This window comes from Nocardioides sp. (genome assembly GCF_035547795.1).
Lineage (GTDB): Bacteria > Actinomycetota > Actinomycetes > Propionibacteriales > Nocardioidaceae > Nocardioides.
Genome location: NZ_DASZUF010000037.1, coordinates 14181 through 33947 on the forward strand (window position 1 = coordinate 14181; position 19767 = coordinate 33947).

Sequence of the window (19767 nt, forward strand, 5' to 3'; positions counted from 1 at the left end):
GCACGCAGCGTACCGGATCTCGGTCCGTCTTCCGGTTCGACTGCCCGCCGGAGCCCGGACGGCGGTAGTGTGCCCGGGTTCACCTACCAGCAGTATGCGGAGGCAGTAGTGCGCGAGTTCTCCACGCCGGCGACGTTCGAGCTGCCGTCGGCGGGCAACCTCACCGACGACGTCGTGACCAATGCCCGCGACTTCCCCGAGACGGTCCTGTTCAGCCGGCCCGGCCGCGACGGCGTACTCGAGGACGTCACCTCGGCGCAGTTCCTCGCCGAGGTGACGGCGGTCGCCAAGGGGCTGATCGCCTCCGGCGTCGAGCCCGGCGACCGGGTCGCGCTGTTCTCCAAGACGCGCTACGAGTGGACGCTGCTCGACTACGCGATCTGGTTCGCCGGCGCCGTCACGGTGCCGATCTACGAGACCTCCTCGGTGGAGCAGGTGCGCTGGATCCTGGAGGACTCCACCGCCCGCGCCGTCGTGGCGGAGGGCGCCGACCACGTGGCCCGCGTCGCCGAGGCACGGACCGGTCTGGACGCGCTGACCAACGTGTGGTCGTTCAACGACAACGCCGTCGACACCCTGGTCTCGCTCGGCGCGGACCTGGCCGACGAGGAGGTCGAGAAGCGACGTACGGCGGTGGCCCCCGGCGACCCCGCGACCCTGATCTATACCTCCGGCACCACCGGCCGCCCCAAGGGCTGCGTGCTCAGCCACGGCAACTTCATGGTCGAGCTCGGCGTGGTCGTCGACGAACTGGAGCGGCTCTTCGACGTCGAGGGCGCCAGCACGCTGCTGTTCCTGCCGCTGGCCCATGTCTTCGCCCGGATCATCCAGGTCGGCTGCGTCAAGTCACGCACCCGGCTGGGTCACTCCCCCGACATCAAGCACCTGCTCGACGACCTGGCTGACTTCAAGCCGACGTTCATCCTGGCGGTGCCGCGGGTCTTCGAGAAGGTCTACAACACCGCCTCCCAGCGCGCCGCCGCCGACGGCAAGGGCAGGATCTTCAACCTCGCCACCGACGTCGCGATCAACTACTCGCGCGCCCTGGAGTCGGGCCGGGTCTCGCTGCTGCTGCGTGCCCAGCACGCCCTGTTCGCCAAGCTCGTCTACGGCAAGCTGCTGGCCGCGCTGGGTGGCAACTGCTCCTTCGCCGTCTCCGGCGGCGCGCCGCTGGGTGAGCGGCTCGGCCACTTCTACCGCGGCATCGGGCTGACCGTGCTGGAGGGCTACGGCCTGACCGAGACCACCGGCGCCCTGACCGTGAACCTGCCCGACGCGCTCAAGATCGGCACCGTCGGGCGGCCGATCGGCGGCACCGCGGTGCGGGTGGCCGACGACGGCGAGCTGCTGTTCAAGGGCGGGCAGGTCTTCGGCTCCTACTGGAACAACGCGGAGGCCACCGGCGAGGCGCTCGAGGACGGCTGGTTCCACACCGGCGACCTGGGCGAGGTCGACGACGAGGGCTTCGTGCGCATCACCGGCCGCAAGAAGGAGATCCTGGTGACCGCCGGTGGCAAGAACGTCGCCCCCGCGGTGCTCGAGGACCGGCTCCGCGCCCACGTGCTCATCGACCAGTGCATCGTGGTCGGCGACGGCCAGCCGTTCATCGCCGCGCTGATCACCATCGACCCCGAGTCGCTGCCCACGTGGGCCCAGGCGCACGGCAAGAGCGGCGACATCGACGCCCTGGTCGATGACCCCGACCTGCAGGCCGAGATCCAGCGCGCGGTCGACGAGGCGAACAAGGCGGTCTCCCACGCCGAGGCGATCAAGAAGTTCACCATCCTTCCCGACGCGTGGACCGAGGAGGGTGGACAGCTCACCCCGAGCCTGAAGCTCAAGCGCAACGTCGTGATGCGCGAGTTCAAGGACGAGGTGGACGCGCTGTACCAGCGCTGACCCCAGCGCTGACCCCAGCGCCGACCCCAGCGCCGACCCGGGCCCGTCGACGGCGGCCGGTGCGGCACCGGGCGGGGGCGACTCGCGCCCGCCCGGTTCTGCAAAACGGCTACGAAGCGGTTACAGGATCCCTACAGTTCCTCCCGGGGGACGGGTGCCCCCGCGCTCACGGGCGGCGGGTGTCGTGCACCCGCCGGCCCACGATGGGGAGGGGGCTGTGGCCGATGGATCGCCGCAGGATGCTGGTCGTGGCGGCAGCGGTCGTGGCCGCCCTCGGCGTCGTACTCGTGCTGCTCTACGTCCGCGGCGCCGACCAGCGTGCCCAGCAGAAGTTCCAGACCGTCGAGGTCCTCACCGCGACCGCCCAGATCAACCCGGGTGAGTCCCTCCAGCAGGCCGCCGGCGCCGGCAAGGTGGAGTTGCGGGCCGTCACCCACAACGAGCTTCTGCCCGGCTACCAGACGAGTACGTCGGGCCTCTCCGGCCAGGTCGCGTTGACCACGATCTACCCCGGCGAGCAGATCATCGCCTCGAAGTTCGGCACCTCGGCGACGCCGACCTCGCCGCTGGCGATCCCCGCCAAGATGATGGCGATCTCGGTGAACCTCACCGACCCGGCCCGGGTGGCCGGCTTCGTCCAGCCCGGCTCCACCGTCGCGATCTTCCTCGACGGCAACCAGGGCGGCCAGCCGTTCACCCGGCTGCTGCTGCCGAAGGTGAAGGTGCTCGGCGTCGGCTCGACGACGCCCGTCTCCACCACCACGACCAACGCCCAGGGGCAGCAGTCCACCGAGCAGCTGCCCCGCACCCTGTTGACCCTGGCGCTGGACCAGGCCGACGCGCAGAAGGTGCTTTTCGCGCAGGGCAACGGGGAACTGGCGCTCGGACTTCTGACCGACAACAGCGTGGTGGCGCCGGGAACGGCGACCACCCTGAGCAACCTCTTCAAGTGAGCCGATGAACAGAGACGAGTGAGCCGAGCCGTCCCCCATGCCTATCGTCGTCGAACCCGAGCACGAGACCACCATCGGTCTCCTCCGCGGCCTGCCGGCCACCACGCAGGCCGTCACGTCCCTGGAGCGCATGCGCGCCTGGCTGGACCAGCACCGGGACGAGTACGTCGTGGTCCTGGGCCCCCACGTGCCGCACGACGACGCCCTGGCCGCCTGTGACAGCCTGCGCACCGCCCGCCCGGCCGTCTCGGTGGTCCTGGTCCGCACCGAGCTCACCACGCAGGTGCTCACCCAGGCGATGGCCGCCGGAGCGCGCGAGGTCGTGCCGGCCGGGTCGCCGGAGGCGGTGGCCGCGGCCGTCGAGCGTGCCGAGCAGCTCTTCGCGGCGCTGCGCGGAGCGGCGTCGGGCGGTGCCCCCAGCGGCAAGGTGTTCACGGTCTGGTCGCCCAAGGGCGGCGTCGGCAAGACCACGGTGGCCGTCAACCTCGGGCTGGCGCTGGCCGAGGGTGGCGCGCGCCGGGTCTGCGTGGTCGACCTGGACCTGGCCTTCGGCGACGTGGCGATCACGATGCAGCTGTTCCCCTCCCACTCCATCGAGCACGCCATCGGCTCCGAGGACGCGCTCGACGCGGAGCTGGTCGAGGGCCTGCTCACCCGGCACGAGGACGCGATGATGGTGCTGGCCGCGCCCTCGCACCCCGACGTCCGGGACCGGATCTCGGCGACCCTGGTGGGTCAGGTGATCCGCACCCTCAAGGCGGGCTTCGACTACGTCGTCATCGACACCGCGCCGTCCTTCGACGAGCAGACCCTGACCGCGCTGGACGAGACCGACGAGATCGTCATCGTGGCCACCCTGGACGTGCCGACCCTGAAGAACGTCAAGGTGGCCCTGGAGACGCTCGACATGCTCGGCGTACCCGCCGACCGGCGACACCTGCTGCTCAACCGCGCCGACGACGAGGTGGGCATCAGCGCCGACCGCGTCGAGAGCATCCTCGGGATGCGGCCCGAGGCCAAGGTGGCCAGCTCGACGGACGTCGCGGCGGCGACCAATGCCGGCAACCCGATCGTGTCCAAGAGCCCCCACCACCCCTCGAGTACGGCGATCCGGCAGCTCGCCTCGCATCTGGCCGGCCAGCCGATCTCGGCGCCGAGCGGCACCGAGGCAGCACACCAGCAGCAGACCGCGGCACCGGCCCGCGCGCGGCTGTGGAAGCGGCGGTGACGCGATGAGCCTCGCCGACCGTCTCGCCCGGGCCGCCCACGACGCCCCGACCGCGCACCCGGCGCGCCCGGACGACTTCTCGGGTGGTCCCGAGCCTGCCACGGGCCCGGCCCACGTCGCCGGTGCCGCGATCGAGCAGCCCGCCGCGGGCGAGACACCGAGCGACAGGCCGACACCGCCCGTGCCCGCCGCCGAGCACGCCGGCAGCCAGCATCGCGCCCTGGCCACCCAGCAGCAGGAGCGGATCGAGGAGCTCAAGGCCAGCGTGCACGCCGAGTTGCTCAAGCAGCTCGGCCCGCACCTCTACGACGTCGACATGGACCAGCAGGAGCTGGACGGTCAGGTCCGCTCGGCGCTCGCCGACGTGCTCGGCAGCCAGGACCGCCCACTGTCCAGCAGCGACCGGACCCGGGTGACCCAGGAGATCACCGACGACATCCTGGGCTACGGCCCGATCGAGCCATACCTGCGCGACCCGGACGTCTCCGAGGTGATGGTCAACGGCCACGACCGGATCTGGCTGGAGCGGCGCGGCCGGCTGGAGCGGGCGAGCGCGCACTTCACCGACGAGGCCCACCTGCGCCGCACCATCGACAAGATCGTCTCCCGGATCGGCCGCCGGGTCGACGAGTCCTCCCCGATGGTCGACGCCCGGCTGCCCGATGGATCGCGGGTGAACGCCGTGGTACCGCCGCTGGCGATCGACGGCTCGGCGCTGACTATCCGCAAGTTCGCCGCCGACCCGCTCACCGTCGAGCACCTGGTCCGCTACGACACCATCACGCCCGCGGTGCGCGACTTCCTCCAGGCGGCGGTGCGCGGGCGGCTGAACATCATCGTCTCCGGCAGCACCGGCGCCGGGAAGACCACCACGCTCAACGTGCTCTCGGCGTTCATTCCGGGAGACGAGCGGATCGTGACCATCGAGGACGCCGCCGAGCTGCAGCTCAAGCAGGAGCACGTGGTCCGGCTGGAGTCGCGTCCGGCCAACATCGAGGGCAAGGGCGCCGTCACCATCCGCGACCTGGTCCGCAACAGCCTGCGGATGCGGCCCGACCGGATCATCGTCGGCGAGGTCCGCGACGCCTCGGCGCTGGACATGCTGCAGGCGATGAACACCGGCCACGACGGCTCCATCTGCACGCTGCACTCCAACGGCCCGCGCGACACCCTCTCCCGGCTGGAGACGATGGTGCTGATGGCCGGCATGGAGCTGCCGGTGCGGGCGATCCGCGAGCAGATCGCCTCCGCGGTCGACCTGATCGTGCACCAGACCAGGTTCAAGGACGGCACCCGCCGGGTCACCCACGTCACCGAGGTGGAGCGGATGGAGGGCGACGTGGTCACCCTCCAGGAGATCTTCGCCTTCGACAACGCCGCCGGCTTCGACGCCGAGGGCCACGCCCTGGGCCATCTGCGGCCCACCGGGCTGCGACCGAAGGTGCTGGAGAAGATGGCCTACGCCAACGTCAGCGTCGACCCGATGCTCTTCGCCACGGACCGGTTGCGATGAGTGCCCCAAGCTGGGTGATGTACGCCGGCGTGGCCGCCCTGGCGCTCGGCTTGCTCACCCTGGTGCTGGCGCTCCTCCCCCGGCGCCCGGGGCCGGAGTCGGCCGAGGAGCGGGTGGCGTCGTACACCTCCCGGACCGGCCGCGCGCCGGACAAGGCGACGCGGCGGGTCGAGGCGGACAGCGCGCTGGCCGGCGCCCGCACCGCCGCCGCGGGGCTGCTGCGCCGCCACGCCAGCCTCGAGGAGCGGATCGCGCGCTCCCTGGACGGCGCCGGCAGCGAGCTCAAGCCGGCCGAGTGGCTGCTGGTCCATCTCGTCATCGCCGTCGCCGGCGGCCTGCTCGGGCTGCTGGTCGGTGCCGGCGACCCGGGCCTCGGCCTGCTGTTCCTCGCGGTCGCGGTGATCGCCCCGTGGCTGTGGCTGCGGACGCGCCGAGCCGCTCGGCGCAAGCGGTTCTCCGAGGCGCTGCCGGACACCCTGCAGCTGATGTCCGGTTCGCTCTCGGCCGGCCTGTCGCTGGCCCAGGCGGTGGACACGGTGGTGCGCGAGGGCAGCGATCCGATCGCCGGGGAGTTCCGCCGCGCACTGGTCGAGACCCGGCTCGGGGTGGAGGTCGAGGACGCCCTGGCGGGCATCGCGGAGCGGTTCGACAGTCCCGACTTCGGCTGGGTGGTGATGGCGATCCGGATCCAGCACCAGGTCGGCGGCAACCTGGCGGAGCTGTTCGACACGGTGGCGGCCACGCTGCGCGAGCGGCAGTACCTCCGCCGCCAGGTCGGCGCGCTCTCGGCGGAGGGCAAGCTCTCGGCGTGGGTGATCGGGGCGCTGCCGCCGCTGTTCACCCTCTACCTGCTGCTGACCAACCGGTCGTACCTGCGCCCGCTCCTGCACGATCCGCGCGGCGTGATCATGGTGATCTTCGGCGTGATCTGGCTCGCCATCGGCGCGTTCTGGATGAGCAAGCTGGTCAAGGTGGAGGTCTAGGCGTCGTGGTCGTCCTCCTCGTGCTCGGCGTGATCCTGCTGGCGGCGGCGGTCGCGCTGATGGCGCTCGCGCTGCGGACCGACGAGGAGGCGCGCGGGGTCAACCGCTCCCTCGCCGTACTTCAGGCGATGGGGTCCGCCCCCAGGGAGCTGAGCCGCGACCTGGAGCGGCCGTTCGCCGACCGGGTCGTCGAGCCGCTGCGCGCCCGCGCCCTGGCCATCGGGCGCCGACTCACCGGGGCCGACTCCGCGGAGCGGATCCGGAGCAGACTGGACGCCGCCGGCAATCCGGCCGGCTGGAGCGTCGACCGGGTGGTGTCGGGCAAGGTGCTGTGCGCCGGCCTCGGGCTGGTGGTGGGGATCGTCGTCGCCGTGCTCCTCGGGGCGTCGTTCCTGCCCGGGGTCGCGGTCACGCTGGCCGGGCTGGTGGTCGGGTTCTTCGGCCCCGACCTCTACCTCTACCAACGCGGCTACGACCGCGCCGAGCGGCTGCGCCGCGACCTGCCCGACGCCATCGACCTGATGACGATCAGCGTGGAGGCCGGACTGGGCTTCGACGCCGCCGTGCAGCAGGTGGCCCATCACACCGCGGGCCCGCTGGCCGAGGAGTTCGTCCGGATGCTGCGCGAGATGCAGCTGGGCAAGAGCCGCACCCAGGCCTTGCGCGGGCTCGCCGAGCGCTGCAACGTGGACGACGTGCGCACCTTCGTCAGCGCGATGGTCCAGGCCGACAGCTTCGGCATCCCCATCGCCCAGGTCCTGCGGGTGCAGGCCGGCGAGATGCGGATCAAGCGGCGCCAGCGCGCCGAGACCAAGGCCCAGCAGGTGCCGGTGAAGATCACCGTGCCGCTGGTCTTCTTCATCCTGCCGTGCCTGTTCATCCCGGTGATGGGGCCGGCCCTGCTCACCATGATGGACAACCTCTAGATGGCCGAGAGCCCGACCCCCGTCGACCCGCAGCACCACCGGGTCGCGGCGCTGGCACGGCTCGTCGTGCTGCTGGCCCTGGCGGTCTCGGCGCTGTGGTCGCGCGACCTCTCCGCCGCGCTGGCGCTGGTCGCGCTCGCCTGCCTGTGGACGGTGGTCACGCTGGCCGAGCGCCGCAGGGGTACGTCGCTGGACATCGTCGGCCCCCTGGAGGCGGCCGGCGTCGGTCTGGTCTCCGGCGCGGCCGTCGCGCACTCCCCCGCCATCTTGAGCGCGTTCGTGGTGCCGCCGCTGGTCAGCGGCCTCTACCGGCGGCTGTGGGGCGCCTCGACAGCGCTGTCGACCGAGTTGTTCGCGATCGTGGTCACGATCCTGGCGATCGGGCACGGCATCGACGCCGACCAGGCCTATGCGCTCTTCACCTGGGGCTTCGCCGGCCTCGGCGCCGGATTCATCGGCACCTTCCTCAACAGCGCCCTGGAGGTGCGGCCCGACCCGCTCGCGCCGTACCTGCATGCCCAGACGCTGCTGCGTCGCCTCATCGACGTCACCGAGGGCCTCGACACCGGGCTGGACCCGGTCAGCCTCGGTGGCGCCATCCTCTCCGACGTGCACGACGAGCTGCCCGCCACCGCGCTGGCGCTCTACGTGCCGCGCGGCGACGGGCTGACCACGCTCGCCACCCAGTCGCTGGCCCCCGAGGCGTGGGCGGACTGGGAGGACGCAGCGGTGGAGGCGTGGACCAGCGGAACGCCGGTGGAGCGCGGCCGGCTGTTCGCGTTCCCCCTGCGCGCCGACGGCTCGGGCGTGGTCTCGGCGGTGGTCGTCACCGCGCTCTCCGAGCGAGTCGACGGCCAGGACCTCGGTGCCCGCGAGCGGATCCGGCGGCTGGAGGGCCGGCTGCGCGACGGTGCCGTCCAGCTCGACACCGCACTGCTGTTCGCCACCTTCCGCGACGCGGCCACGGCCGAGGAGCGCCGCCGGCTGGCCCGGGAGATGCACGACGGGGTGGCCCAGGACATCGCCTCGCTGGGCTATCTGGTCGATGCCCTCGCCGGTACGGCGACCACCCCGCAGCAGGCCGAGCGGATCGCCGTACTGCGCGAGCGGATCACCGCGGTCGTCGCCGAGATCCGCCGCTCGCTGGTCAACCTGCGCACCAGCGTCGGCGCCAGCGAGAGCCTGGGCGGGGCGATCAGCGCGATCGCCCGCAACCTCTCCGAGGTCTCCGGGGTACCGATCCACGTGACCCTCGACGAGCAGACCGGGCGGCTGCGGCCCGAGGTGGAGGCCGAGCTGTTCCGGATCGCCCAGGAGGCCATGAACAACGCGATCAAGCACGCCCAGGCCTCCGCCATCGAGGTGCACTGTCAGGTACGCGCCCCCAACGCGCGCATCACCGTCTCCGACAACGGCCGCGGCATGCAGGCGCCGCGCAAGGGCTCGCACGGACTCTCGATCATGCGCGAGCGTGCCCTGTTGATCAACGCGTCGTTGGAGATGACACCGGCACCCGGCGGGGGCGTCGCGGTGACGGTGGCGATCGAGGACCACGCGGTGGCCTCGCCGGCCGAGGATGGAAGGACACGAGCGCAGCGATGACGATCTCGGTATTGCTGGTCGACGACCACGAGCTCATCCGCGACGGGCTCGCCGGGGTGATCGACCTCGAGGAGGACATGACGGTCGTGGCCCAGGCGAGCACGGTGGCCGAGGCGCTGGCGACGTACGAGCGGCTCTCGCCGGACGTGGTGATCGCCGACCTCCAGCTCCAAGACGGCACCGGGCTCGACATCCTGCGGGCCATCCGCAGGCAGAGCAACACCACCGGCGTGGTGGTGCTGACGATGCACTCGGGCGACGAGCAGATCTTCGCGGCGATGGAGGCCGGCGCGTCCGGATTCGTCGGCAAGGACGCGCCGTCGCAGGAGGTCGTCCGCGCCGCGCGGCACGCCGCTGTCTCACCGCGCTCGTTCGTCTGCTCCGGTCTGGTCGGGGCGATGATGCGCCGGCAGAGCAGCGAGTCGACGCGGCTCTCCGACCGGGAGCACGACGTGCTGCTGCTGCTCGCCGACGGCCTGGGTGCCCAGCAGATCGGCGAGCGGCTCTACCTCTCCGAGTCCACCGCCAAGTCGCACATCGCCCGGATCTACCAGAAGCTCGGGGCCGCCAATCGCGCTCAGGCGCTGGTCACCGCGATGCGGATCGGGCTGCTCTCCAGCGTGCGCCCCCAGGGCCACTGAGCAGGCGGACCGAGTCCGCAGCGCCCGGGCGAGCCGTCTCGCCCGCGCCCATAGCCCGAACGGGCTACCCGGGTCGGCACGCTCGCCCGATTCGCCCGACCTCCCCCGACGTGAGGATGGTCATATCGATGGGGCGAAGGCTCCGTCCATGGGGACTGAACGGATCAGGGGGAAACATCGTGCTTCGGTACTTCCGCAATCTCTTCGCCTGCCGGCGCCAGGACAACGACCGGGGCGCCTCGGCGGTCGAGTACGGACTGCTCGTGGCGGGGATCGCCGCGGTGATCGTCGTGGTCGTCCTCACGCTCGGCGGCACGATCAAGAACAAGTTCAAGGACACCAGCGACTGCATCAGCAGCAACGGCACCTCCAGCTGCCCGTCCGCTGGCGCGTCCCCGACACCCAACTGAACCGCTTGACCCGGGGGAGCACCACCACCCGAGGCGCCGCCGCCCAGGCTGCGGCGCCGCGGCCCTCTGAGGGAGGAACGATGAGACGACGTCTGACGCGCCGCGAGTACGCGCTGCTCGCCGCCGGCGTCGCTGCCCTCCTCGTCGCGGTGCTCCTCGCCCTCACGCTCCGTTGAGCGGGCCGCGCTCCGCGAAACAGCCGAGGGGCCTAGTGATCGCCCAGGATCCGCTGGGCCAGGGCGATCCGCTGCAGCGCGGTGGGGTGTGAGCCGAAGCAGAACTGCGACCACGCCGGCGGGGTCGGATCGGCCAGCGCGCTGATCGCCAGCTGCTGCTGCAGCGCCACGAACGACCCCTCGTCACGGGTCGTGGTCAGCGCTGCCACGTCCGCACGGGTCTCGATCTGCCGCGACATGGTGTTCTCCACCGGCGTGGCCAGCAGCGCCCCGAGCGCGAAGAGCGCCAGCAGCAGCGGTACGGCGGCAGGATCGCGCAGCCCGTCGTACCTCCGCCCGGCGATGAGCCCGAGCAACCCCACCGCGAGGAACGCGGCGGCGACCCCGATCTCGGTCCCGGTCAGTACGTCGTCGTGATGCGCGTGCCCGAGCTCGTGGGCGACCACCGAGAGCACCTGAGCGCGGGGCAGGTCGTGGAGGAGGGTGTCGTAGAGCACCACGTGCCGGGTGGAGCCGAAGCCCGTCACGTAGGCGTTCATCTCGGTGGTGCGCCGCGAGGCGTCCGCGACGAGCACGTCACTGACGTGCACGTGCTCCTTGGCCGCGATCCGCAGGATCTGGTTGCGCAGGTTGCCGTCCGGCAGCGGCGTGAAGTGGTTGAACAGCGGCTCGACCACCACCGGGTAGACGAACGAGCCGAGCACCACCAGCCCGGCCAGCACCACCCCGGCGATCAGGGGCCAGGACCGCCGCCAACGCCGCACGATCCCCAACAGCACGACGATCGCCACGGCCGTGGCCACGAACGAGACCGCCAGGCCGAGCGCCTGGTCGACGGCGTAGCCACCCCAGCTCTCCCGCGAGAGCCGGTAGTGCCGCTCCTGGTGCTGCAGCGCCACGTCGAACGGCAGCGTCGCCAGCCGCCCGATCACCACCACCACGAAGACGAGCACGATCGCGCGCAGCCACCACGGCCCACGCAGCCGGCCGGCGACGGCGCGACCGAACCGGGTGAAGCCCAGTAGGCAGGCCACCACCACGGAGATCACCAGCGCGCCACGGGAGAGCCAGCGCGCCACGTGGGAGTACGACGAGGCGCGTGCGATCTCCTCGGCGCTGAAGTAGCGCGAGGCCGCGGGCACGTGCAGGGCGCCGCCGGGGTAGGGGTGCCACGGGATGAGCACGGCGGCCAGGACGACGAACGCGATCGCGCCGAGCACCGCGATCAGCGCACTGAGCCGCCTCACGTCGGCCACCTCACTGGACCGCCTCACTGGGCCGCCTCACCGGGCCGCCTCATCCGGCCCACCGCTGCAACTGGCGCTGCCAGTCCCTGGTGAACGCCGCCACTCCGAACCCGAACTCGCGACGCATCGTCTTCCCCACCGCGGCCCCCGCCTTCACCTCGTCGTACAGGCGGACGAGATGCTGCTCCCCGCCGCGCTGGGCGAGCAGCCGACACGCCAGCCAGGCGGCCTCGTACTCGGCCCCGAAGTCCTCGGCCTGGGCGTCGAACTCCGCCGGACCGGGCAGGTGCTGCGGCGGCCCGTCCTTGCGCACCTCGGCCAGGATTTGGCCCGCGGTGGTCGACAGCGGCAGGTCGACGTCGCGCAGCGCGACATAGTCGGCGAAGCCCTCCAGCAGCCACTCCGGCAGGGTGGTATTGCTCGCCACGCCGGTCGCGTCGTGGGTGGCCTCGTGGCTGAGCACGATCTGGGCGCCCTGGCTGTTGAGCCCGCCGATGACCTGCGGGTTGACGAAGACGTGCACCGGGCCGGAGGCGCTGCCGTCCACGCTGGTGGTGACGGCCGCGACGCCGTGGTAGCTGCCCTGCGCCGCGCCCATCATCTGCTCCAACATGCTCTCGTCGCTCGGCACCTCGAGCACCAGATGGGGCCGCGGCCAGGGCACCACCCGGCGCACGGTGGCGACGGCGCGGGTCGCCAGGGTGCGGTACCGGTCGGCCTCGGCGCCGCTGTGGGCGCCGGCGACGGCGACCGTGACGTCGGCGGTACGGCGCACCGTCAGCGGCCCGGTCAGCCACAGCGGCACCCGGTGCCCGTCGTCGCCGCTGAAGCCCGTCACCGCCACGCCCGAGGCGCTGGGCGCGAACCGGGTGAGCACCTCCTCCGCCGCGCTGGCCGGGTCGCCGGCCCAGCGCCAGGTCAGCGCGACGTCGGCGGTCCAGGAGCCGTCGGCCGCGACCGCGCCGTCGGCGCCGCTGTCCGCGGCCACGTAGCGGGCGGTGACGTCGGTGATGCCCAGCTTCGCGGCGTTGCCCACCACCGCCGGCAGCAGCGTGCCGCCGACCGCACCGGCGTCGCGATCGGCGATCGCCTGCTGCAGCCGGGCCAGCGCGCTGGCGGCCGCCGCCGGCTGCTCGGTCGGTGCGGCGGAGGGATGCTGCCGGGTGCTGGGCACCACGTACTGGTCGTGGTGGTGGACCAGCCACAGCGGCACCCCCACGGCCGCGACCACCACGATCACCAGTACCAACGCCAGCCGGCCGCCCCGCAGGGGACGGCCGGTGGTGGTGATCATGGCGCCGAGTCAACCAGACCCGACGAAAAGTCCGTGCGCAGGTCAGCCCGGACGGACGGCGCCGACGTAGGGCATCGAGTAGAGACCGGTGACCTTGACGCCGACGCTGGGGTTCTCGGCGTTCACGATCAGGCCGTTGCCGATGTACATGCCGACGTGACTGATCGGGTGGTAGTAGAACACCAGGTCGCCCGGCTGGAGCTGCGAGGCCGAGATGTGCCGGCCGGAGTTGTACTGCGCGGCCGAGGAGTGCGGCAGCGAGACACCGGCCGCCCCCCAGGCCCGCATGGTCAGACCGGAGCAGTCGTAGGCGTTCATGCCGGCGGCGCCGTACACGTACGCCTTGCCGACCTGGGCCATCGCGAACGAGATCGCGGCGGCGGCACTGCCGGTGGCGCCGATGTCGCTGACCGAGACGCGCGCGGTGCCACGAGACAGCAGGGCCTGGCGCTGCTTCTCCTGCAGCGAGCCGAGCAGCGCCTTGGCGTCGGCAAGCTTCTGCTCGATGGTCGCCTTGGCCTGCTTGAGCTGGGCCTCGGTCGCGGCAACCTGATCGGCGCGGTTCTTGGTGGCCTTCTGCCGCAGCGCCAGGGCGGTGACCTGGTTGTCGTAGTCGGTCAGCAGGCTGGACTGGATGCCGTCGTAGGCCGACATCGTCGACAGCCCGGCAAGGAACTCCTTGGGGTCGTCGCTGACCACGACCTGCCCGACGGCGGAGATGTTGGAGCCCTCGAACTGCTGCAGCACCGAGTCACGCAGCTGCTCACGCACGCCGCGCAACTGGGCGTCCTGGCGCTTCTGGTCCGCCTGGAGGTCCCCGAGCTCACCGCGCAGCTGCTTGAGTCGCAGCGCGGCGGCGTCGTAGCGTTCACCGGCGACCTCGGCCTGGTGGTAGAGGTCGTCGACCTTGGTCTGGACGTCCTTGATCGAGGGGGTCGCCCTGGCGGAGGACGAGGGCAGCAAGCCCACGGTTCCGGCGACGGCGAGCGTCGCGATGCCGGCGATCAGCCTCTTCCGACCGTTCTGCACGAGCGGGCGGTCTCCCTTACGTGTCGTACGCCTACCGGGTGAGCTGACGGGTTCGGGCACGACTGGCCCTACCCCCGCTCCTCGCAGCCCGGTCAGGGCTGCGCCTTGCGGGTGATTCACCCCAGGTGACGGCTTTCGCCGCCGGTGGTTCCCCGGCCCAGGACATGCCCCGAAGCATGCCCTGGCTCAGCGCGGTGCCCGCGCGGATCCGGTGTGATCCGCTGCCTCGGGCACCAGGTGTCAGCACCATAACCGAGCGCCCCACAGCCCTGCCAATCCCCCTCCACAGCGTGTCTTCAGCAATCCCGTCGCTTCTGTCACAGCAGTCACATCAACCTCAACAGAATCAGGCCGAGGCCACGTCGGGCCCCTCGACGGGCGAGACCAGCCGCAGCGGCGGCACCAGGCCGCCGTCGGCGAGGACGGCGAGCGCGCGGCGCTCGTCGTCATCGAACGTCAGCTCGGGCGGCGGCCCGAGCAACACCGTCACCACGCAGTCCTGACAGGCCAGACCCCGCACCGCGCAGGTGTCACAGTCGATCCGTGTGCTCATGGTGACGACGCTGCCAGCCACCACCGACAGTTTTGCCGCCGGCCTCGCCGAACCGGTGTGTCGTGCGTGTCGCGCCACCCGTCGGGCGCACCGACACGGCGTACCGGCACGGGCGCGCCGACGTGTTCAGCGCAGCTGCTGGAGCAGCAGCCCCGACGACACCGGTCGGGCACCGGCCAGGCTGACGTCGCGCGCCACCGCCTGGTCGTCGGTCACCACCAGCACCACCCGCCCGGTCGGCTCCGCGGCGACCAGTTCGCGGATGACGTCGTCGGCGATCACGCCGGCCGGGCTGAACACCACCCGCACCCCGCGCGGCGCGCCCGCGATCGTGCGCGCGGGTGCGTTGGCCGCGTCGAAGACCACCGTGGTCTCGGCGCCGGTGCGCGCCACCAGCGGCGCCAGGCCCTGCAGCAGCCGGGTCCGCTGCGCGTCCAGGGCGGAGGTCGGCCAGGCCAGCTTGCTCACGTTGTAGCCGTCCACGATCAGCCGTGCCCGCGGCATCGCCAGGTAGCCCTCCAGCTCGCCCAGGCTGCCCACCGTCCGGTTGCGCCCGCCGTCGGCCGTCTCGATCGCGTATGCCGCCTCTGCCTGCTCCCCCGGCGACACCGCCGAGGCCGACGCCGGCGGCAGGGCCAACTCGCGGCGCAGCCCCGAGGCGGCCTCCAGAACCGTGTCGAGCAGCAGCCGCGTCCGGGCGGTCGCCTCCTCGCGCTCGCTCCTGGTGGCGCGCCGCTCCGCCCGACGCTCGGCCTCGACCTCGGCCTCCAGCTGGGCGATCCGGGCCCGCAGCTGGCGCAGCTCGCGCTCCTGCGCCTCGGCGGTCGCCACCGCCACCGCCCGGGCCTTCTCGGCGGCCGCCAGCGCCTCCTCCGCCTCGCTGAGCGCCTGCCGGCCGCTGGCGCGCGCCTCACCGAGCCGGCGGCGCAGCAGGCCGTTCTCCTCCTTGAGCGCCTCCACGTCGGTACGCCGCCGCTCCCGGGCCTCCTGCAGCTCCTCCTCGGCCTGTGCCACCCGACGCTGCAGCCGGGCCATCTCCGCGTCGACCGCCGGCATCGGCGCCGGCGCGACCACCGCCAGCGACTCCTCCAGTAGCCGGTGCCAGCCCTCGGGTCGCACCAGCCACGCGAACGCCGCGACGTCCGCGGGGTCGGCGCCCGGCGGCAGCCGGTCGGCGGCGTACCGCTGCTGTGACCTGAGCGCCACCGCGATCCGTTCGCGCAGCCCACCCTCGTCCTCCGCGCCCTGGTCGAGTGCCGTCGCGATGGCACCCGCGCCGGCCTTGGCGCGGCGGGCCGGCGCGAACGCCGCGACCCGCCGCAGCGAGGCCGGCAGCTGCGGCACCTCCGGCAGCACCGACGCCGCCAGCGCCACCACCCGGGCGCGCACCGGCTCGGGCAGCTCGGTGGCGGTGGGCGCGGGGCCCTCGGCGGCGGTCATGGGGTGAAGGATAGGTCGGGACGGGATCGGCGCCGGCCCGCGTGCCGTCCCGGAATTGTCGGTGGTCGCGCCTAGCGTCCCTGTCATGACCACGACACCGTCGCGATGGGAGGCCCAGCGCAGCTTCGACGAGCTGGGCCGGCCACTGCGCGACGTGACGTTCTGCGTGGTCGACCTGGAGACCACCGGCGGCTCGGCCGAGGGCGGCTCGATGATCACCGAGATCGGCGCGGTCAAGGTCCGCGGCGGCGAGGTGCTGGGCGAGTTCCAGACGCTGGTCAACCCGCACACCGCGATCCCGCCGTTCATCGCGGTGCTCACCGGCATCAGCGACACCATGGTCGCCACGGCGCCGGGCATCGAGTCCGCGCTGCCGGCGTTCCTGGAGTTCGCCGCGGGCAGCGTGCTGGTGGCACACAACGCGCCCTTCGACGTCGGCTTCCTCAAGCACTTCGCGCAGCGACAGGGCCGGCCGTGGCCGGGCTTCGAGGTGGTCGACACCGCCAAGCTCGCCCGCCGGGTCATCACCCGCGACGACGCCCCCAACTGCAAGCTGTCGTCGCTGGCGCAGGTCTTCCGAGCGAGCACGACGCCCAACCACCGGGCGCTCTCCGACGCCCGCGCGACCGTCGACGTGCTGCACGGTCTGATGGAGCGGTTGGGCAGCCTGGGGGTGCACACCCTGGAGGAGCTGCAGACGTTCTCCGCTCGGGTCTCCACCGCCCAGCGCAAGAAGCGCCACCTGGCCGAGTCGCTGCCGCACGCGCCGGGGGTCTACCTGTTCCGTGACGAGCGCCAGCGGGTGCTCTACATCGGCACCTCCCGTGACCTGCGCGCCCGCGTCCGCTCCTACTTCACCGCCTCCGAGACCCGCTCCCGGATGGGCGAGATGGTCGGCCTGGCCGCGACCGTGACGGGGATCGAGTGCGCCACCACGCTGGAGGCGGCGGTGCGCGAGCTGCGCCTGATCGCCGAGCACAAGCCGCGCTACAACCGCCGCTCCCGGAACCCTTCGAAGATGCACTTCGTCAAGCTCACTCGCGAGCCCTGGCCGCGACTGTCGCTGGTCAAGCGGGTGCTCGACGACGACGCCGACTACCTGGGCCCGTTCTCGTCCAAGAAGGTGGCCGAGAAGGCGCTGCAGGCACTGCACGACACGTTCCCGGTGCGGCAGTGCTCCGGGCGGCTGCCCCGCAGGGCGCGCCGCTCACCGTGTGTGCTGGCCGAGATGGGCCGCTGCCTCTCCCCCTGCGACGGCAGCGCCGACGAGGACGCCTACGCCGCGGTCGTCCGCCAACTGCGCGACACGATCCTGGCTCGTCCCGACGAGGTGATCGAGACCATCACCGCCCGGATGAGCACCCTCGCCGAGGCGGAGCGGTTCGAGGAGGCCGGGGTGCACCGCGACCGGCTGGCCGCGTTCCTGCGCGCCGCCGCCCGCACCCAGCGCCTGTCGGCGCTGAGCCGGTGCGCCGAGATCGTGGCTGCCCGGCGGGCGGACGACGGCCGCTGGGAGGTCCACGTCGTCCGGCGCGGGCGGCTCGCCGCCGCCGGTGTGCTGCCGCCCGGCGGCGACGCGCACGCCTACGTCGCCCAGCTGCGGGCCAGCGCCGAGACCGTGTCCGCCGCGCCCGGCCCGGTGCCGGCCGCCAGCGCCGAGGAGAGCGAGCTGATCCTGCGCTGGCTGGAGTCGCCCGGGATCCGGCTCATCGACATCGACGGCGAGTGGACCTGCCCGGTCGCCGGCGCCACCCGCCACCTGGCGGTGCACGACGCGGTCGAGGAGTCCCGTCGCACGCTGGTGCCCTTCGACGAGCGCCGCGAGCTGACCACGATCCACCAGCCCGCGCGATAGGTTGGGCGCGTGATCACCGCCATCGTCCACGTCTCGGCCGAGGTCGCCCGGATCCCGGAGGTCGCCGAGGAGATCGCCGCCATCGACGGCGTCAGCGAGGTCTACTCCGTCACCGGTCCCATCGACCTGGTCGTACTGGTGCGTGTGCGCACCCACGACGAGATCGCGGCGGTGGTCGCGGACCGGCTCAACAAGGTCCCCGGCGTCCTCGACACCGAGACGCACATCGCCTTCCGCGCCTACTCCCGGCACGACCTCGAGTCGGCCTTCGCGCTCGGGCTGGACTGACCGGCGCCGCGACGGTCCGCTCAGTCGACCGAGCCGGCGATCCAGCGCTCCAGCACGGCCGCGGCGGCGCCGGAGTCGATCGCCTCGCTCGCCTGGGCGATGCCAGCGGCCAGCCGCTCGTCGAGCGTGCCCGCGCCGGCGGCGTAGACCGCCAAGGCGGCGCCGGCGTTGAGCACCACCGCATCCCGCACCGGGCCACGCTCGCCGGCCAGCAGCCGGCGTACCACCTCGGCGTTGTACGTCGCATCGCCGCCGCGCAGGTCGGCCGCGGTGGCGTAGCCGATGCCGTGCTCCCGCGGGTCGACCACCGCGGTGACGACCTCACCACCGCTCACCGCCCACACCTGCGAGGTGGTAGTCGTGGTGAGCTCGTCGAGCCCGTCGTCGCCGCGGAAGACCCAGGCGTCGGTGCCGCGCAGCGCGAAGACTCCGGCCATCACCGGCGCCATCCGGGCGTCGGCGCAGCCGATCGCACTCGCCGTCGCCCGGGCCGGGTTGGACAGCGGCCCAAGCAGGTTGAACGTCGTCCCGATCCCCAGCTCGCGCCGCGGCACCGCGGCATGCCGCATGGCGGGGTGGAAGACGGCCGAGAACAGGAACGTGATCCCGGCCTCCTCGGCGAGCGCTGCCACCCGTGGGACCGGCAGGTCCAGCCGGATGCCGAGCGCCTCCAGGACGTCTGCCGAGCCGGACTGCGAGGACGCCGAGCGGTTGCCGTGCTTGACCACCTTCGCCCCCGCGCCGGCGGCCACGATCGCCGACATGGTGGAGATGTTGACCGACATCGAGCGGTCGCCGCCGGTGCCGACGATGTCGAGCAGCCGGCCGGGGATGGAGATCGGAGTGGCGCAGGAGTACATCGCCGCGACCAGCCCGGCCAGCTCCTCGGGCGTCTCCCCCTTGGCACGCAGGGCGACGGCGAAACCGGCGATCTGGGCGGGCGTCGCCTCACCAGCCAGGATCTCTCCCATCGCCCAGGCGGTTTGCTCGGCGGTCAGGTCGGTGCGCGCGACGAGCGCCCCGAGGACCTCGGGCCACGTAGTGGTCACGGCCGCGCTCAGACGGCGGGTACGGCGGGGAGGAGCAGCCCGACGACCGTCTCGGCCAGCACGACCGGGTCGATCGGCTGCGGGACCGCCGCGTCGGCGCGCGACCAGGTGGCCAGCCACGCGTCCTGCGGCCGGCCGGTCAGCACCACCAGCGGCGGACACGGCGACAGCTCGTCCTTGAGCTGCTTGGCGATCCCGATGCCGCCGGCGGGCACCGCCTCGCCGTCGAGGATCGCCAGGTCGACGACGCCGGCATCGAGGTTCTGGAGCACGATCGGCTCGGTGGCGACCTCGACGTACTCGACCTCGGGCAGATCCGGGTGCGGGCGCCGGCCGAGCGCGAGGATCACCTGCTTGCGGACGGTGATGTCATCGCTGTAGACGAGCACCTTGAGCGGTTTCGCGGGGGCGGTCACAGCCCGATGTTAGCGCCGATGTGACGGGGGCGACCCGCCAACACAGGGGGTCGGGGTGCCGTCCCCGAGCGGTCACGACATAATGGCGCCCGTGGCGACAGTTTCGACGATTCCGGCCTCCCGTCTGCACGGGCATCACGACCGGCCGAGCATGGTCAGCGTAGGCACGATCATCTGGCTCTCCAGCGAGCTGATGTTCTTCGCGGCCCTGTTCGCGGCGTACTACACGATCCGATCGGTGAGCCCCGAGCTGTGGGCGCAGAGC

Annotated in this window: 18 protein-coding genes and 1 riboswitch; of the genes, 11 read left to right on the forward strand and 7 right to left on the reverse strand. The window is 72.4% G+C overall.

Translation table 11 applies throughout. From position 1 onward, the window contains the following. Window positions 1–69 precede the first annotated feature (69 nt). The 9 genes from VHA72_RS03095 to VHA72_RS03135 all read left to right on the forward strand — a co-directional run bounded on the left by VHA72_RS03095 (window position 70) and on the right by VHA72_RS03135 (window position 10155). On the forward strand, window positions 70–1899 hold the full coding sequence (locus VHA72_RS03095; protein WP_524538564.1) for an AMP-dependent synthetase/ligase: 1830 nt from the start codon (window positions 70–72) through the stop codon (window positions 1897–1899). A 248-nt stretch (window positions 1900–2147) separates the two neighbouring features. Further along, entirely contained in the window at window positions 2148–2852 is a 705-nt protein-coding gene (gene cpaB, locus VHA72_RS03100; protein WP_325572980.1) for a Flp pilus assembly protein CpaB, read from the forward strand. Window positions 2853–2889: 37 nt separating this feature from the next. After that, complete coding sequence (locus VHA72_RS03105) at window positions 2890–4080, forward strand: CpaE/TadZ family protein (RefSeq protein ID WP_325572981.1); 1191 nt, start codon at window positions 2890–2892, stop codon at window positions 4078–4080. A gap of 4 nt (window positions 4081–4084) precedes the next feature. Further along, complete coding sequence (locus tag VHA72_RS03110; protein WP_325572982.1) at window positions 4085–5593, forward strand: TadA family conjugal transfer-associated ATPase; 1509 nt, start codon at window positions 4085–4087, stop codon at window positions 5591–5593. Further along, a complete protein-coding gene (locus tag VHA72_RS03115; protein ID WP_325572983.1) occupies window positions 5590–6576 on the forward strand; it encodes a type II secretion system F family protein in 987 nt (328 codons plus the stop codon). Before VHA72_RS03110 ends, VHA72_RS03115 begins: the two co-directional genes overlap by 4 nt. Window positions 6577–6581: 5 nt before the next feature. Continuing rightward, window positions 6582–7502 carry a type II secretion system F family protein gene (locus tag VHA72_RS03120; protein WP_325572984.1) on the forward strand — a complete coding sequence of 307 codons (921 nt, stop codon included), beginning with the start codon at window positions 6582–6584 and terminating at the stop codon, window positions 7500–7502. Beyond that, the gene (locus VHA72_RS03125; RefSeq protein WP_325572985.1) at window positions 7503–9104 is read left to right on the forward strand and encodes a sensor histidine kinase; all 1602 of its coding nucleotides are present in this window, start codon (window positions 7503–7505) and stop codon (window positions 9102–9104) included. Beyond that, window positions 9101–9745 carry a response regulator gene (locus tag VHA72_RS03130; protein ID WP_325572986.1) on the forward strand — a complete coding sequence of 215 codons (645 nt, stop codon included), beginning with the start codon at window positions 9101–9103 and terminating at the stop codon, window positions 9743–9745. The genes VHA72_RS03125 and VHA72_RS03130 overlap by 4 nt, the downstream gene beginning before the upstream one ends. Before the next feature lie 179 nt (window positions 9746–9924). Further along, window positions 9925–10155, forward strand: a complete 231-nt coding sequence (locus VHA72_RS03135; RefSeq protein ID WP_325572987.1) for a Flp family type IVb pilin — start codon at window positions 9925–9927, stop codon at window positions 10153–10155. A gap of 208 nt (window positions 10156–10363) precedes the next feature. Here the strand turns inward: VHA72_RS03135 and VHA72_RS03140 are convergent, their stop codons facing one another. From VHA72_RS03140 to VHA72_RS03160, 5 genes are all read right to left on the reverse strand, one after another. Further along, window positions 10364–11578, reverse strand: coding sequence for a M48 family metallopeptidase (locus VHA72_RS03140; protein ID WP_325572988.1), 1215 nt, complete (start codon window positions 11576–11578; stop codon window positions 10364–10366). A gap of 49 nt (window positions 11579–11627) precedes the next feature. Continuing rightward, window positions 11628–12872 (reverse strand): hypothetical protein, encoded by a 1245-nt coding sequence (locus VHA72_RS03145; protein WP_325572989.1) that lies wholly within the window; start codon window positions 12870–12872, stop codon window positions 11628–11630. Between the two features lie 42 nt (window positions 12873–12914). After that, window positions 12915–13901 (reverse strand): C40 family peptidase, encoded by a 987-nt coding sequence (locus VHA72_RS03150; protein ID WP_325572990.1) that lies wholly within the window; start codon window positions 13899–13901, stop codon window positions 12915–12917. A gap of 26 nt (window positions 13902–13927) precedes the next feature. Then, window positions 13928–14093, reverse strand: a riboswitch (cyclic di-AMP (ydaO/yuaA leader). Window positions 14094–14247: 154 nt separating this feature from the next. Next, a complete protein-coding gene (locus VHA72_RS03155; RefSeq protein WP_325572991.1) occupies window positions 14248–14454 on the reverse strand; it encodes a hypothetical protein in 207 nt (68 codons plus the stop codon). Between the two features lie 126 nt (window positions 14455–14580). After that, a complete protein-coding gene (locus VHA72_RS03160) occupies window positions 14581–15894 on the reverse strand; it encodes an NYN domain-containing protein (protein WP_325572992.1) in 1314 nt (437 codons plus the stop codon). An 85-nt stretch (window positions 15895–15979) separates the two neighbouring features. On the opposite strand from VHA72_RS03160, the gene VHA72_RS03165 reads away from it, so the two are divergent. Next, window positions 15980–17749 carry a DEDD exonuclease domain-containing protein gene (locus tag VHA72_RS03165; RefSeq protein WP_325572993.1) on the forward strand — a complete coding sequence of 590 codons (1770 nt, stop codon included), beginning with the start codon at window positions 15980–15982 and terminating at the stop codon, window positions 17747–17749. Between the two features lie 9 nt (window positions 17750–17758). Further along, complete coding sequence (locus VHA72_RS03170) at window positions 17759–18037, forward strand: Lrp/AsnC family transcriptional regulator (protein WP_325572994.1); 279 nt, start codon at window positions 17759–17761, stop codon at window positions 18035–18037. Between the two features lie 20 nt (window positions 18038–18057). On the opposite strand, the gene trpD is transcribed toward VHA72_RS03170, so the two are convergent. Continuing rightward, window positions 18058–19086 carry an anthranilate phosphoribosyltransferase gene (trpD, locus tag VHA72_RS03175; RefSeq protein WP_325572995.1) on the reverse strand — a complete coding sequence of 343 codons (1029 nt, stop codon included), beginning with the start codon at window positions 19084–19086 and terminating at the stop codon, window positions 18058–18060. An 8-nt stretch (window positions 19087–19094) separates the two neighbouring features. Then, window positions 19095–19502, reverse strand: a complete 408-nt coding sequence (locus VHA72_RS03180; protein WP_325572996.1) for an Rv3143 family two-component system response regulator — start codon at window positions 19500–19502, stop codon at window positions 19095–19097. Window positions 19503–19767 lie beyond the last annotated feature (265 nt).